The 13,837-nt window shown below is 67.2% G+C and carries 14 protein-coding genes and 1 riboswitch; of the genes, 4 read left to right on the forward strand and 10 right to left on the reverse strand.

The window, feature by feature from the left end:
- Window positions 1-129: 129 nt before the first annotated feature.
- Complete coding sequence (gene paaZ, locus ABIB35_RS01655; RefSeq protein WP_354178316.1) at window positions 130-2,229, reverse strand: phenylacetic acid degradation bifunctional protein PaaZ; 2,100 nt, start codon at window positions 2,227-2,229, stop codon at window positions 130-132.
- A 282-nt stretch (window positions 2,230-2,511) separates the two neighbouring features.
- On the opposite strand from paaZ, the gene ABIB35_RS01660 reads away from it, so the two are divergent.
- Window positions 2,512-3,633 carry an SGNH/GDSL hydrolase family protein gene (locus ABIB35_RS01660; RefSeq protein ID WP_354178317.1) on the forward strand — a complete coding sequence of 374 codons (1,122 nt, stop codon included), beginning with the start codon at window positions 2,512-2,514 and terminating at the stop codon, window positions 3,631-3,633.
- 30 nt (window positions 3,634-3,663) lie between these two features.
- Here ABIB35_RS01660 and ABIB35_RS01665 read toward each other — a convergent pair whose 3' ends face one another.
- A complete protein-coding gene (locus ABIB35_RS01665) occupies window positions 3,664-4,743 on the reverse strand; it encodes an ATP-dependent DNA ligase (protein WP_354178318.1) in 1,080 nt (359 codons plus the stop codon).
- A 10-nt stretch (window positions 4,744-4,753) separates the two neighbouring features.
- On the reverse strand, window positions 4,754-5,317 hold the full coding sequence (locus ABIB35_RS01670; protein WP_354178319.1) for an RBBP9/YdeN family alpha/beta hydrolase: 564 nt from the start codon (window positions 5,315-5,317) through the stop codon (window positions 4,754-4,756).
- 79 nt (window positions 5,318-5,396) lie between these two features.
- On the opposite strand from ABIB35_RS01670, the gene ABIB35_RS01675 reads away from it, so the two are divergent.
- Window positions 5,397-6,416 carry an LLM class flavin-dependent oxidoreductase gene (locus tag ABIB35_RS01675; protein WP_354178320.1) on the forward strand — a complete coding sequence of 340 codons (1,020 nt, stop codon included), beginning with the start codon at window positions 5,397-5,399 and terminating at the stop codon, window positions 6,414-6,416.
- A 54-nt stretch (window positions 6,417-6,470) separates the two neighbouring features.
- Window positions 6,471-6,610, forward strand: a riboswitch (SAM riboswitch).
- Between the two features lie 15 nt (window positions 6,611-6,625).
- Window positions 6,626-7,012 carry a hypothetical protein gene (locus tag ABIB35_RS01680; RefSeq protein ID WP_354178322.1) on the forward strand — a complete coding sequence of 129 codons (387 nt, stop codon included), beginning with the start codon at window positions 6,626-6,628 and terminating at the stop codon, window positions 7,010-7,012.
- On the opposite strand, the gene ABIB35_RS01685 is transcribed toward ABIB35_RS01680, so the two are convergent.
- From ABIB35_RS01685 to ABIB35_RS01700, 4 genes are all read right to left on the reverse strand, one after another.
- Complete coding sequence (locus tag ABIB35_RS01685; protein WP_354178324.1) at window positions 6,966-7,709, reverse strand: tyrosine-protein phosphatase; 744 nt, start codon at window positions 7,707-7,709, stop codon at window positions 6,966-6,968. The two genes, ABIB35_RS01680 and ABIB35_RS01685, sit on opposite strands and share 47 nt — an antisense overlap.
- A 233-nt stretch (window positions 7,710-7,942) precedes the next feature.
- Window positions 7,943-8,791: a 3-hydroxyacyl-CoA dehydrogenase family protein gene (locus tag ABIB35_RS01690; protein ID WP_354178325.1), complete on the reverse strand. Its 849-nt coding sequence runs from the start codon at window positions 8,789-8,791 to the stop codon at window positions 7,943-7,945.
- Window positions 8,791-9,546 carry an enoyl-CoA hydratase/isomerase family protein gene (locus tag ABIB35_RS01695; RefSeq protein ID WP_354178326.1) on the reverse strand — a complete coding sequence of 252 codons (756 nt, stop codon included), beginning with the start codon at window positions 9,544-9,546 and terminating at the stop codon, window positions 8,791-8,793. Before ABIB35_RS01695 ends, ABIB35_RS01690 begins: the two co-directional genes overlap by 1 nt.
- Window positions 9,547-10,758 carry a thiolase family protein gene (locus ABIB35_RS01700; RefSeq protein ID WP_354178328.1) on the reverse strand — a complete coding sequence of 404 codons (1,212 nt, stop codon included), beginning with the start codon at window positions 10,756-10,758 and terminating at the stop codon, window positions 9,547-9,549. It lies immediately after the preceding gene.
- A 168-nt stretch (window positions 10,759-10,926) separates the two neighbouring features.
- On the opposite strand from ABIB35_RS01700, the gene ABIB35_RS01705 reads away from it, so the two are divergent.
- A complete protein-coding gene (locus ABIB35_RS01705) occupies window positions 10,927-11,388 on the forward strand; it encodes a VOC family protein (protein WP_354178330.1) in 462 nt (153 codons plus the stop codon).
- 15 nt (window positions 11,389-11,403) lie between these two features.
- Here the strand turns inward: ABIB35_RS01705 and ABIB35_RS01710 are convergent, their stop codons facing one another.
- From ABIB35_RS01710 to ABIB35_RS01720, 3 genes are read right to left on the reverse strand one after another with little or no spacing between them, the layout of a single operon-like run.
- On the reverse strand, window positions 11,404-12,132 hold the full coding sequence (locus ABIB35_RS01710; RefSeq protein WP_354178332.1) for a CPBP family intramembrane glutamic endopeptidase: 729 nt from the start codon (window positions 12,130-12,132) through the stop codon (window positions 11,404-11,406).
- Window positions 12,133-12,134: 2 nt separating this feature from the next.
- Window positions 12,135-13,010, reverse strand: a complete 876-nt coding sequence (locus ABIB35_RS01715) for an NAD(P)H-hydrate dehydratase (protein WP_354178334.1) — start codon at window positions 13,008-13,010, stop codon at window positions 12,135-12,137.
- Window positions 12,994-13,722: a histidine phosphatase family protein gene (locus tag ABIB35_RS01720; protein ID WP_354178336.1), complete on the reverse strand. Its 729-nt coding sequence runs from the start codon at window positions 13,720-13,722 to the stop codon at window positions 12,994-12,996. Before ABIB35_RS01720 ends, ABIB35_RS01715 begins: the two co-directional genes overlap by 17 nt.
- Window positions 13,723-13,837: the final 115 nt, after the last annotated feature.

A 13,837-nucleotide genomic window follows, 5' to 3' on the forward strand; every position in this document is an offset into this window, starting at 1 on the left:
TTCATGCCGCGGCGGCTGTGAGCACTGGTTCCCACTCTCTGTGACGCCTGTTGCCTCCTGAGGTCCCGCCAGCCCCAGGAGCGCTCAAACAGTGGGAACCTATGCGCCGGCCGCGCCTTCCGGCCCGGATTAGTCCGTGCTGCGGTTCTTCTCCACCAGAGTCAGGACGTCGTAGGTGGCCACGACGTCGTCGTTCTGATTGGTCAGAAGCGCATCCCAGGCGACCTCGCCGTATTCGTCGGTTTCCCGGGGCGTGATCTTCTTGGCGGTGAGCGTGACCCGGATGGAATCCCCGGCGGCCACCGGCGTGATGAAGCGCAGGTTCTCCAGCCCGTAGTTGGCCAGCACGGGTCCGGGCGCCGGATCCACGAACAGGCCCGCACCCCAGGACAGCAGCAGGTAGCCGTGCGCCACAATGCCGGGGAAGAACGGATTGGCCTCAGCGGCAGCCTGATTGGTGTGCGCATAGAACGTGTCACCGGTGCTGTTGGCAAACGCGGTGATGTCCTCCAGCGTCACCTCGCGCAGCCCGGAGCGGACGGAATCGCCGATCTTCAGCGCCGAGAGATCCTTGCGGAAGGGATGGGTGGCGTCAAAGTTCCGGTCCGCGCCGGTGTGCCAGAGGCCTGTAAGTGCGGTCAGCATGTTCGGGGATCCCTGCACGGCGGTGCGCTGCATATGGTGCAGCACCGAGCGCATTCCGCCCAGCTCCTCGCCACCGCCGGCGCGGCCGGGGCCGCCGTGGACCAGATGCGGCACGGGCGAGCCGTGGCCCGTGGAGCTGCGGGCGTCCTCGCGGTTCAGGATGAGTACCCGGCCGTGATGTGCGGCAATACCCAGGGTCAGCTCCCGGGCGGTCGCCGGATCATTGGTGCAGACTGTGGCCACCAGCGAACCGCCGCCCCGGGCCGCCAGGCGCACGGCGTCCGCGGCGTCGTCGTATCCGATCACCGACGCCACGGGGCCGAAGGCTTCCACGGAGTGCAGCGCGTCGGCCTCGGCGTCCGCCCAGGTCAGCAGCAGGGGAGCCATGAACGCTCCGTCTTCGGCGACGCCGCGGGTGCCGTCCGCCCGGAGGACTTCCGGAGCGTCCAGCGAGCCGTAGGCCAGGGCAGCCCCGGCATCGAGCAGGGCATGGACGGAGGAGCGCACTCCCTCTAGCTGTTCGGTGGAGGCCAGGGCCCCCATGGTGACGCCATCGGCGCGGGGATCGCCCAGCACCACGCGCTGTTCGATGCGCCGGCCGGCGGCGGCAACGACGTCGTCCACCAGATCCGCGGGAACAATGGCTCGGCGGATGCTGGTGCATTTCTGGCCGGCCTTGACCGTGATTTCGGTGACCAGCGATTTGATGAAGGCATCGAACTCCGGAGTGCCGGGAACACCGTCACGGCCGAGGATGGCGGCGTTCAGCGAGTCGGTTTCGCTGGTGAAGCGGACTCCGCCCTCAGCCACGTTCGGATGGGACTTCAGCAGCTTGGCAGTAGAGGCGGAGCCGGTGAAGGACACGTAGTCGCGGTAATCCAGGTGATCGAGCAGGTCCCGGGCGGAACCGGAGATCAGCTGCAGGGAGCCGGCGGGCAGGATGCCGGAGTCGATGATCAGCTTCACTGCGTCCGCAGCCAGGTAGCCGGTGGGTGTGGCGGGCTTGACGATGCTGGGCACGCCGGCAATGAAGGCCGGGGCGAGCTTTTCCAGCATGCCCCAGACGGGGAAGTTGAAGGCATTGATCTGCACCGCCACGCCCGGCAGCGAGGTGAAGATGTGCTCGCCAACGAAGGAGCCGTCCCGGGACAGCGGCTCTGCGGGCCCGTCCACCAGCACGGTGGAGTTGGGCAGCTCGCGCCGGCCTTTGGAACCGAAGGTGAACAGCACGCCGATGCCGCCATCGATGTCCACCAGCGAATCCGTGCGGGTGGCGCCGCTGCGGGCGGACACCTCGTAGAGTTCATCCCGGTGGGCGTTGAGGTAGGTGGCCAGTTCCTTGAGCTTCAGGGCCCGCTGGTGGAACGTGAGTTCCTGCAGCCCCTTCCGGCCCACGGTGCGTCCGTGCTCGACGGCGGCAGCCAGGTCCAGCCCGGCCGTGCTGACCAGTGCGAGCGTCTCTCCTGTGCTGGCGTCCCGGACTTCCGCGGGGCCAGCGGCGGTGAACCCGGAGCGGTCCGGCGTCCACCAGGAATCCCGGACGTAGCTGGGAACTATCCGGACGTCTATGGCTGTGGAGGTCATCGTTGACTGGCCCTTTCGAAGCGTTGAGGAAACCGGCGGCCCGGCCCCGTCCGTGGAGGCGTCCGGCGGAGCGGGTCACTATGGAGCGGACACCGAAAGATAACTGACCGGACGTTCGGTAATAGGAATTAGCCTACAGGAGGATGTGAAGCAGCACACTATGACGGCGTCGCAACCGGAAATCTACCCGTTCCGCCTCAGGTAAGCCTGCCCACGGTGTTTGCCGGTGCCCTGCGGGGCTACTTTGGAGCGCACATCATCCGGATCCGCAAAGGAGCGACCATGAGCGAGCCAGAAGTCCCGAACACCTGCCCACCGGGCACTGCAGCGTCCGCGGCATCAGCGCGAACCCGCGCACGCACCGGGGGGCTGGGGCGCGCCGGGCTGAGGCGCACCGGGCTGGTGGCCGCGCTGGCACTGGGTCTCACGGTGGCGCTGTCCGGCGCTGTGGGGGCCGGTCCGGCTGCAGCAGCCGACGCCGGGCACCAGGCCGGGTCCAGCTCTGATGCCCGACCGGGCAGCAGCACCGCCGGCAGCCGGGACAACGGCGGCGGGCGTGGACATGGAAAGGGACATGGGCATGGAAAGGGCCACGGGAGCGGACACGGGAAAGGTCACGCCAAGACGGTGGATTACGTGGCCTTCGGAGATTCCTACGCCTCCGGTTACGGCGGCGGAGCGGTGCTGGATACCTGCGGCCGCACGGCCGAGGGCTACCCGACCCTGCTGGATGCTCTTCCCCGTGTGGAACTGGACAGCTATCCGGCCTGCGCCGGCGCCACGGCGCTGACCACCGAACCGGCTCCGCCCGCGGGGCCGGTAGACCTGCCCGAACAGATCTCCACAGCCGTGGCAGCGGACCTGCTCAATGAGCAGACCGACCTGGTCACCGTCACCATCAGCGGCAACGACGTGCAGTTCGGGTCGGTGGTGGAGGCCTGCGCCGGAGCCGTGATACCCAACACCTGCGCCCCCGCCCTAGCCGCGGCCCAGGCATTCGCGGAGACCGCCGTCGTTCCCCAGCTCCAGGCCAGCTTCACTGAAATCCGGGACGCGGCACCGCGCGCGGAACTGGTGGTGGCCGGCTACCCGCACCTGTTCGAGGCCAGTACCCCTGGACTTCTCAGCGTGGAGGCCCAGACCCTGTTCAACGCCGGAACCGATGCGCTGAACGCCGTCGTCGCGGGGCAAGTGGGAGACGGCACCTTCGTGGATGTGACCGCAGCCTTCGCGGGCCACGGCATCGGCTCGCCGGACCCCTGGATTCTGAACATTGGCGATCCTTTCCAACTGCACCCCACTGCCACGGGCTACAGCGAGGGGTACTTCGCCGCCATTACCGCAGCGGTGGACGTGGAGCGGCTGGGCCAGGGCGGCCGCGGGCACTGCCGCGGGCGTGGCTGACAGGTTGACCCGCCGGGCTCCGGGAGGAAGCTATGCCCCGGCAGGAACCGTCAGCACTTCCGTCAGGTCAAACTGCACGGGTTCCTCCAGCTGACTGTAGGTGCAGGAGTCAGGGGTCCGGTCCGGGCGCCAGCGCAAAAACTGTGCGGTGTGCCGGAACCGTTCTCCCTCCATATGGTCGTACTTGACCTCCACCACCCGCTCGGGACGCAGCGGCACAAAGGACAGGTCCTTGTCTCCGCTCCAGCGGCTCCCCTCGGAATTCCGGGGCGTGCGCGTTCCGGTGGTCTGCTTCTCCGCCGTCCAGGGGTGGTCCGCAGCATCCGAGACCAGCGGCTGCAACTCAGAGAACAATTCACGGCGCCGGGCCATACTGAAGGCACCGGCCACTCCCACGTTGGTGAGGTCGCCGTCGTCGTTGTAAAGGCCCAGCAGCAGTGAGCCGACGGCGTCGGGCCCCGACTTGTGTACCCGGTATCCGGCCAGCACGCAGTCCGCGGTGCGTATGTGTTTGTACTTGGCCATGGTGCGTTTGCCGGGCTCATAGACCTCCGCCAGGGGTTTGGCCACGATGCCGTCCAGCCCGGCGCCCTCAAACTCTCCGAACCAGCGCTGCGCGGTGTCGGGATCGGTGGTGCGGGCCGTCAGATAGACCGGAGCGGCGGCCTCGGCAAGGGCGGATTCCAGTGCGCTGCGGCGCTCGGAGTACGGCCGGTCCAGGTAGCTGGTGTCCTCCAGCGCCAGCAGATCAAAAGCTGCGAAGGCCGCCGGAGTCTGCTCGGCCAGCAGCTTCACCCGGCTGGCTGCGGGGTGGATGCGCTGCTGGAGACCTTCAAAGTCCAGCCGCTCTCCGGAGGCGCTGATCAGGATGATTTCGCCGTCCACTACACAGCGCTGCGGCAGATTGGCCTTCAGTGCTTCGATAAGTTCCGGAAAGTAGCGGGTCATCGGCTTTTCGTTGCGGCTGCCGATCTCCAGCTCGTCGCCGTCCCGGAAAATAATGGACCGGAACCCGTCCCATTTGGGCTCGTAGGAGTACTCCCCCCGTGGCAGGATGGTCACGGCTTTGGCCAGCATGGGGGCCACGGGCGGCATTACCGGAAGTTCCATGCGCCCATTCTTACCCCAGTTCCGCTCCGAGGGGAACGTCCGCGCCCAGCCCGGCGGCGAACGCGGTGAGCAGGTCCCGGCCCTGCCGCCAGCCGCCAATACCGCTTTCGTCGTTGATGTGGGTGAGCGGTCCGGCATCGATCACCGGAATACCCCAGGCCCCAGCCAGCAACCGTGCTCCCGGAAGTGTGCAGTACGGATCATTTTCGCTGGCGATCAGCAGCCCGGGCACGGGCAGCGGCTGCAGCCGCGGGTCACGGAAGGAGCCGGCACTGTCAGGGAACGCCGGCTCAGCCGGATCCGGCGGTGCCACCAGCAGCACGCCCCGGGCGCCGCGGGGATTGCGCAGCAGCCACTCCGCGGAGGCCAGGCAGCCCAGGCTGTGCGCCACCAGAATGGTGTCACCGTGCCGGGAGCCGGCGGTGTCGTCGAGCGCATCCATCCAGTTCTCCAGATTGGGGTCATCCCACGACGACGGCGAAATCCGGGACATGTCCGAGGCACCGGCCTGCCACCGGCTTTGCCAGTGCTCGTCATTGGAACCGCCGATGCCGGGGACCATGGTCAGGTGCATGCTTTTCGCCTTTCCGCCCCCGGCGCCGAAGAATCGGAAGCGGGGAATATCTCCTGGGAAACCGGTGCTGTGACTGAACATGAAGAAGATCGGTTTCCTGTCCTTTGGACATTACCGCGATGTGCAGGGTTCCCTTGTCCGGACCGCCCGGGACGCCCTGCTGCAGACCATAGACCTGGCGGTGGCGGCGGAAGAACTCGGGGTGGACGGTGCCTACCTGCGCGTCCATCACTTTGCGCCGCAGTTCGCCGCGCCCTTCCCCCTGCTCTCCGCCATGGCCGCGCGGACCAGCCGGATTGAGCTGGGCACGGCCGTGATCGACATGCGGTATGAAAATCCGCTCTACATGGCTGAAGAGGCCGCCGCAGCGGATCTGATTAGCGGCGGCAGGCTGCAGCTTGGCCTCAGCCGCGGTTCACCCGAGCCGGCCCTGCGCGGGTACGAAGCGTTCGGCTATGTTCCGACCGAGGGCAGCACGGACGCTGACGAGGCACGCAAGCACACCCTGGTGTTCCGTGCAGCTGTTTCCGGTGCCGGGCTGGCCACTGCGGATCCCATGATGACCGGCAGTTCGGGAACACTCGCCATCGAGCCGCAGTCTCCAGGTCTCGGGAACCGGATCTGGTGGGGGTCCGGCACACGGGCCACGGCCAAGTGGACCGGTGAGCAGGGCATGAACCTGATGAGTTCCACCCTGCTGACGGAGGACACCGGGATACCCTTTGACCAGCTCCAGGCCGAGCAGATCGAGGTGTTCCGCAAGGCCTGGGCCGACGCCGGCCATGAAGGCACCGGCCGGGTCTCGGTTAGTCGCAGCATTATTCCGCTGGTGTCCGACGACGACCGGCGCTACTTCGGCCTGCGCGCCCAGGCGGAGGGACGCGACCAGGTGGGCCGGCTGGACGGCGGACTGGCCCGCTTCGGAAAGAGCTACATCGGGGAGCCGGACGTAATTGCCGCCCAGCTGGCCGCCGATGCCGCGGTTCAGACGGCGGACACCCTGCTGGTCACGGTGCCCAACCAGCTGGGAGTGGAATATAACGCCCGGTTGCTGGAGAACCTGGTGCGGCACGTAGCGCCCGCTGCCGGCTGGCGCTGACGCCCTCCGCGCGCGCTTCCCGCCTCTCAGCGCCATGCGCTATGGTTGTCTCAGCTTCACGAGAGGCGGCCATCGCACCTGGAGGAATCCGGGTACGTAAAAGCTCCGACTGGCCTCACACCAACCCCACTGTTCGGCGGGTGGTTCGGATGACGAAGCGGCCTGCCGCCGCCCGGCGCAGGCAAGGACAACCCGTAAAGGACCACACTGTGAGCATCTCCAGTGACACCAAATGCGCCAGCTTTTTCCCCGGCCACAACATTCATCTGATCCATGCCAAGCGCCTTGTTGGCTTCGATGACTGGGTGGATGCCCAGGCCTACGTCGATGTTGAACTCGGCGTCATTCAGCTGGTGGTGGACGGGCGGCAGCAGCTGATGTGGTTCCATGACATGCCGGCGCTGGCCCTGGCGTTGGAGGGTTCGGGCGGTGCGGCCCAGTGGTGCGCCCGGTATTCCTCGCTTCTGGTTCCGGGCGGTTTCGACAGCCCGGCCCGGCGCTCTTTTTTCTACTTGGCGGCGCCGGAAAAGCTCCGGCCGTGTAACCCGGTCAACGCAGCATCCGACGCCGAAGCCGCTCAATCGCAGCCGAGCTGACACCGGCCGAGCGAAGGTACTGTTCCGTGTCCAGCCCGTCCAGGGCGCGGAGCAGTTCCCGCCGCCCGTCGGCCACGCGGGCGTTTTCCTGCGCTGCCGTCAGCGGCTTTTCCCGGGGATGAGCCTGGGTGGCGTGGAAGGCGTTAATGCCGCGGACCGCCTGCTCGTAGTCATCGGCGATGGCCTCCGGCGGAGCCCCGGCCAGCTGCAGCAGGAGCATGGCGATCAGCCCGGTGCGGTCCCGGCCGGCCGAGCAGTGGATCACCACCGCGCCGTCGTCGTCGGCGTCTGCGATGGCCTGGAGGACGGCGGCGATCTTTTCCGGCCAGCGGCGCAGGTTCTCCCGGTACCACTTGGGTGAATCCATGTAGGGGCCGCAGAGCGCGGTAAAGTCCGGATCGTGCGCTTCCTGCGTGGGCCGGGTCAGGAAGGTGATGCCGTCCACGGCGTCGGGGCCCACCCGCGGATCGGTGTCCCGTCGACCCTGCTCCACATCATTGCGGAGGTCGACGACGGTGCGGATGCCCGCGGCGCGGGCCCGGGCCCAGCCGCGTTCGGTGAGCCATTCGGATCGGCCCATCCGGAAGATCCGGCCCGGCACCACGGCACTCGCGCCCGCACCCGTGCCGATGACCGGGATTCCACCCAGGTCACGCGCGTTGGCGGCGCCCTCCCAATCCACGTCACGTTCGCTCATGAGTCTCTCCCTCCCCTTCCTTTCGCCGAGATGGCAGTAGGTGCTGCTCTGAGCGCTGAGAACAGCACTGTCTGCCATCTCGGCGAGGGCCGGGGCGGGGCGGGCCGGGCTCGGGACGGGCTCGGAGCGGGGCGGGCCGGGCTCGGGACGGGCTCGGAGCGGGGCGGGCGGGGCGGGCCGGGCTCGGCGAGGGGCGGGCGGGTAGGGGCGGGGTGGGATGGCGGGACCGGGAATCAGGACCAGTCGAAAAAGCCCTTGCCGGATTTGCGGCCGAGTTCGCCGCGGGCCACCTTGTCCCGCAGGATCTGCGGCGGCTCGAACCGGGGACCCAGCGTGGACGCCAGGTATTCGGCGATACCCAGCCGCACATCCAGGCCCACAATGTCCGTGGTCTTCAGCGGGCCAGTGGGGTGCTTGTAACCGAGCACCATCGCCGCATCGATGTCCGCGGCCGAGGCCACGCCCTCTTCGACCATCCGCATCGCTTCGAGGGCAATCGCCACGCCCAGCCGGGAGCTGGCAAAGCCCGGGGCGTCGTTCACGACAACGGGGGTTTTACCCAGATCGTGCGCCCAGGCGGCGGCAGCTTCGGCCAGCTCTCCGGAGGTTCGGGCCCCCAGGACCACTTCAATCAGGGTGGAGGCGGGCACCGGGTTGAAGAAGTGCAGCCCGCAGAACCGCTGCGGCCGCTGCAGTTTTTCCGCCAGTTCGGACACGGACAGCGAGGAGGTGTTCGAGGCCAGCCAAGCGTCCGGCGCCAGTTGTTCCTCAACGGCAACCAGCGCCGCTGCCTTGAGGGCAAAGTCCTCCGGAACCGCTTCAACCACCAGGCCGGCGCCCGCAAACGCAGCGTAGTCGGTGGACACGGACAGGCGTGAGGTGAGGTCTTCGAAGCTCGTGGTGACGGTGCCCCGCTCAACGCTCTTGGCCAGGTTGGCGGCCACGCGCTCGTACGCTGCGGCGGCAGCCGCGTCGTCGCGCTCCACCACGACGACGGCGGCGCCGGCAGCACAGAAGGCATGCGCAATGCCCGCACCCATCCGTCCGCCGCCAAGCACTCCTACTGTGGAGGGAACTGCCATTACTTTTTCTTCCTCTCAAGGAATGCTGACATGCGGTCAAACTTGGCCTGCGATTCAAAAAGAATCCCCTGGGCAAGGGTGTCAATGGCGGGGTGCGCCTCGGCCGGGGCGGCGAACACCGTTTTGGTGAGCCGGACGGCCAGCGGATCCTGGCGGGCGATGCGGTCGGCCAGGGCATGCGCGGCGTCCAGCAGCTGCTCGGGGTCGGCGAGTTCGGTGACCAGATGCACGGCCAGGGCCTCGTCAGCAGTCAGCACCCTGCCGGCCAGCAGGATGTCCTTGGCTAACGGCTCACCCACCAATTCCTTCAGCCGCCAGCTGGCACCGGCGGCTGCGAGGATGCCCAGCGACGTTTCCGGATTGCCTATTTTCAGGCGCGGTGTGCCGATGCGGAAGTCAGCAGCGAAGGCCAGCTCCGCTCCCCCGCCCAGCGCGTAGCCGTCCAGCGCGGCGATCACGGGCATCGGCAGCTTGGCGATCCGCGCGAAAACGGTGGAGTTGATGCCGCGCAGGGCGTCGTCGCGGCGGCGTTCGCGCAGCTGAGCGATATCCGCTCCGGAGGCAAACACCCCGTTGCTTCCGGCAAGGATCAGGATCCGGGGGTTCTCTTCCAGCTCCGCGCAGAGCAGGTGCAGCTCCTCGACCATGGCGGCGTCAATGGCGTTGCGGACCTCAGGCCGGTTCAGGACGGCGGTGACCCGCCCCTCCCCCTCGGTGACCTGCAGCGTGGTGAAGGAGCTGTAGTCGGCGCCCACTTACACGGCCTCGATCAGCAGAGCGGTGCCCTGGCCAACACCCACGCACATGGTGGCGATGCCGTGGGAGGCGCCCTCGCGTTCCATCCGGTTCAGCAAGGTGATGGCAATCCGGGAGCCGGAGGAACCCAGCGGGTGCCCCAGGGCGATCGCGCCGCCGTCGTTGTTCACAATGCCCTCATCCACGCCCAGCCGGCGGATGCAGGCCAGGGACTGGGTGGCGAAGGCTTCGTTCAGTTCAAAGGCGCCGACGTCGGCAAGCTTCACTCCGCTGCGGGCGAGCACCTTCTGCGTGGCCGGGACCGGACCGATACCCATGATTTCCGGCGGAACTCCGGCGGAGGCGCCGTCGACAATCCGTGCCCGGGCGGTGAGCCCATACTCGCGGATAGCGCGTTCGGAGGCCACGATAATCACGGAGGCGCCGTCGTTCAGCGTGCTGGAATTTCCGGCGGTGACGATGCCGCCGGGCCGGACCACGGGACGCAGCTTGGCCAGCACCTCAGCGGTGGTGCCCTCGCGCGGACCCTCGTCGGTGTCCACCACGGTGTCGCCCTTGCGCCCGCGGATGGGAACCGGAACAATTTCGTCCTTGAAGTGCCCGGCCGCTATGGCTGCCAGGGCGTTCTCATGTGAGCGGACGGCAAAAGCGTCGGCATCTTCACGGGAGATACCGTCCACGGCAGCCAGTTCCTCGGCGGTTTCCGGCATGGAGTACGTCATTTTGCCGCCGCGGGAGAGCTCCCCGGCGGTGAAGCGCTCGTTCACGAAACGCCAGCCGATGGAGGTATCAAAGGTTTCTCCGGGCTTGGCGAAGGCCTTGGTGGGCTTTTCCGTCACCCAGGGGGCACGGCTCATGGATTCGGTGCCGCCGGCAATGACAATGTCCGCGGCCCCCGCCTTGATCATGTGCGAGGCCATGATGATGGCGGACAATCCGGAGGCGCACAGCCGGTTGACCGTGATGCCGGGAACATCGCTGGGGAAACCGGCCAGCAGGGCGGCGAGCCGCGCCACGTTGCGGTTCTCCTCACCGGCACCGTTGGCGTTGCCAAGGATGACTTCGTCGACGACGGCGGGGTCCAGACCTTCCCGCGCCACCAGTTCCTGCAGCGTCAGTGCCGCCAGGTCATCGGGGCGGACACTGGAGAGCGCACCCCCGTACCGGCCCACCGGAGTCCGTACTCCGCCCACCAGAAACGCTTCCGCCATGTTTGCTCCCACCGTGTGTGTGCTGCCGGTCCGCGCCGACCGGAGACCATTTACTGACCATTCGTTCTGTAAAGAATTGCACGGCGGCGGGGCGGGGTCAATGTTGGCGGGGCTGCATGACGGACCGTTTCTGCGGACCAAAGCTGTCCGCAGGTCACCCGGGCGGCGATGGGCGGCTGGCTAGGCTCGCGGCATGACGTGAATATTCAAATTTGTGTTGACTGCGAAAATGCCCACGACCAGGCCGACTGGTGGGCCCAAACCCTGGGCTGGATCCTGGAACCCACCGATCAGGACTTCATCGACTCGCTGCTGCAGCAGGGCCACGCCCAGCCTCAGCAGCTGATGGAGCACAACGGGCAGCGGGTCTGGAAGGACGGCGCGGCCATTTGCCGTCCGGGTGAGGAAGGCTCAGCGGACCGCCTGCGGATCCTGTTCCAGCCCGTGCCGGAGCCGAAGACGGTGAAGGACCGCATCCATATGGACATTCGCCTGGACGGCGGAAACAAGGATGAAGTCCGCTCCGCTCTTGAGGCCCGGGGCGCAGTGTTTCTCTACGCGGCAAGCCAGGGACCCTCCTCCTGGTACACCATGGCCGATCCGGAGGGCAACGAGTTCTGCATCGCCTAGGCACCCCCGGTTCCGTTACTGCAGCAGCTCCGCCGGCACCGCATACGTCAGCAGGACGGCCAGCAGGTTTTTCGCCGCGTGCACCGCATAGGACAGGATGAAATTGTTGCCGGCCCAGACGTAGACGCCCACCAGCACCGCTCCCATCACCAGATACGGCAGCAGAACCGGCAGCGTCAGGGTTTCCTTGCCGGCAATGTGGATGCCGGCGAACAGCAGCAGGGAGATTCCGCAGCAGACCCAGATATTCAGGTGCCTACTGAGCTTGCCGATGAGCAGATGGCGGAAGATGTACTCCTCCACAAACGGCGCGATCACCACCAGCAGGGGAATGATCAGCAGCGGCGGCAGCGACACCACCAATCCCTGGACTGCCTCCTGGTTGACTGCTGTTTCCGGTGGCCCGGTGAAGGCCACAACGACGGCGGTGAGCAGCAGCATGGCGAAGACTCCGCCGGGAATGATGGCCAGTGTCAGCCAGGGCCGGGTGGCCAGAATCCTGGTCTCCCGGACTGCGTAGCGCCAGGAAGCCCAGGCGGCCAGCGCGCCGGCGGACAGGTAAAACGCCAGGTTCACCACGTAGCCGGCCAGCAGCGGATCGGGGATCAGAGTGGCCAGGCCGGGGATGCCGAGTCCCGGGGCATAACTGAAGATCAGGAGAAACAGCACATAGAATCCGGCGGCGATTCCGTCCCGCCGGGTAAATGCGTAGGACAGGGCGGCCGGGCGGTGCAGGTTTGCCATGGCTAAACCGTCAGCTCCGCCATGACGCGGGGCATGGCATCCAGCAGTTCTCCGGCCAGGAAGCTGAGGGGTCCCTGGGCTGCGGCCAGCCGGTCTCCAGCAGTGGAGTGCAGATAGGTTCCCCAGCAGGCAGCCTGTTCGGGGCTGGCTTTGCGGGCCAGGAATCCGGCGATGGCGCCGGCCAGAACGTCTCCGCTGCCGGAGGTGCCCAGACCGGAGTTGCCCGCGGGAACTTCCCACCGGCGGCCGTCCGGTGCAGTAATGAATCTCTGGGCCGTCACCACTGCCTGGTACTTGGCCGCGATGTCCAGGGCAGCCTGTTCCATGTCGAGTTCCGCCTCCGGGTCAAGCTCCAGCAGCCGGGCGGCTTCCCGCTTGTTGGGAGTCAGGACCAGGCGGCCCGCCCAGTGCTCATAGACCTCCGGCAGGCCGTTCAGCACGCCGAGCGCGTAGGCGTCAAGAACCACCGACGCGCTGTCCTTCAGCAGCGGGGCAAGGCCGCTGAGCAGCTCCGCCGTGGAACCGGCGTCGTCCAGACCCGGTCCAACCACCACTACATCGGACGTTTCCAGATCGGCCCCCATGGCCTCGGCTGCCCGGGAACCGGAAATCACGCCGTCGTCTTCGGGCAGTGCCGCGCAGCCGGATTCCGGCACCGCAACTGCAACGGCCACGGCCACGGATTCGCTCACGGCGAGGGTCAGCCGGCCAGCGCCAACGCGCAGGGCAGCGCGCCCGGTGAGAATGGCAGCGCCGGGAGAACGCCGCGCTCCGCCGATCACCAGCACGGTGCCGCGGTCGGATTTGTCGGCGGCCTCACGGCTGACCTGCCATCCCTTCAACAGTGCCGGGGTTACGGGTTCAGCTGGGGTGGACATGCTTCTCATCTCCTGCATGCTCGGTGACGGGCGCACCGCCGGATTCCAGATGGTCAATGGTGTTGAAGCTTTCCAGCGTCCAGCGCCCCGTTCCTTCCGGCCGCAGCAGCCGGGTAATGGACGCATTGCGAACGCTTGTGCCGGAGGCAATATCCAGCAACTCGGTCTCACTGAGCTGCTCACAAACGTAGCGGATCAGCAGAATCACGGCATCGTGGCAGACCACGGCGACACGCTTGCCGTCGTTCTCGTCGTCGATGTCCCGGAGGACCGAACGGAGCCGCAGGGCAACATCTGCCCACGATTCCCCGCCCGGCGGCCGGTAGGAGAATTTACCCAGCCAAGTGCGCCGTCGTGCTTCCTCGGGGAAGCGGGCGTCTACTCCGGCTGATGTCAGCAAATCCAGAATGCCCAGTTCCCGGTCGCGAAGCCTTTCGTCGAGGCGCGCGCCCTGCAGGCCGGCCAGCTCAGCTGTCTCGCGGGCGCGCAGGTACGGCGAGCACCAGACGGCTTCGGGACGCTCGTCCTCCGGCAGGCCGGCGAGCCAGTGGCCCAGCGCCTCGCCCTGGACCCGGCCGGCGTCGCTCAGCGGAACGTCGGGGTCCCGCAGTCCAATCTCGATGACTTCCGCCCCGGAGCGCTGCGCTTCCGTAGCGGCAACATTCCCAGCGCTTTCACCGTGCCGAATGAGGATCAGTTCGATTGCACCCATCCTCCGACTCTACCCCCGCCGCAAAACCTATCCGAGGCGAAATCACCAAGACGCCGGTTCACGACGTGCCGTGGAACAGCTTTGGACCATTTCCATTGTTCAACCGAAACCCTTG

The sequence above is a fragment of the Arthrobacter sp. UYP6 genome, assembly GCF_040547315.1.
Classification (GTDB): Bacteria; Actinomycetota; Actinomycetes; order Actinomycetales; family Micrococcaceae; genus Arthrobacter_B.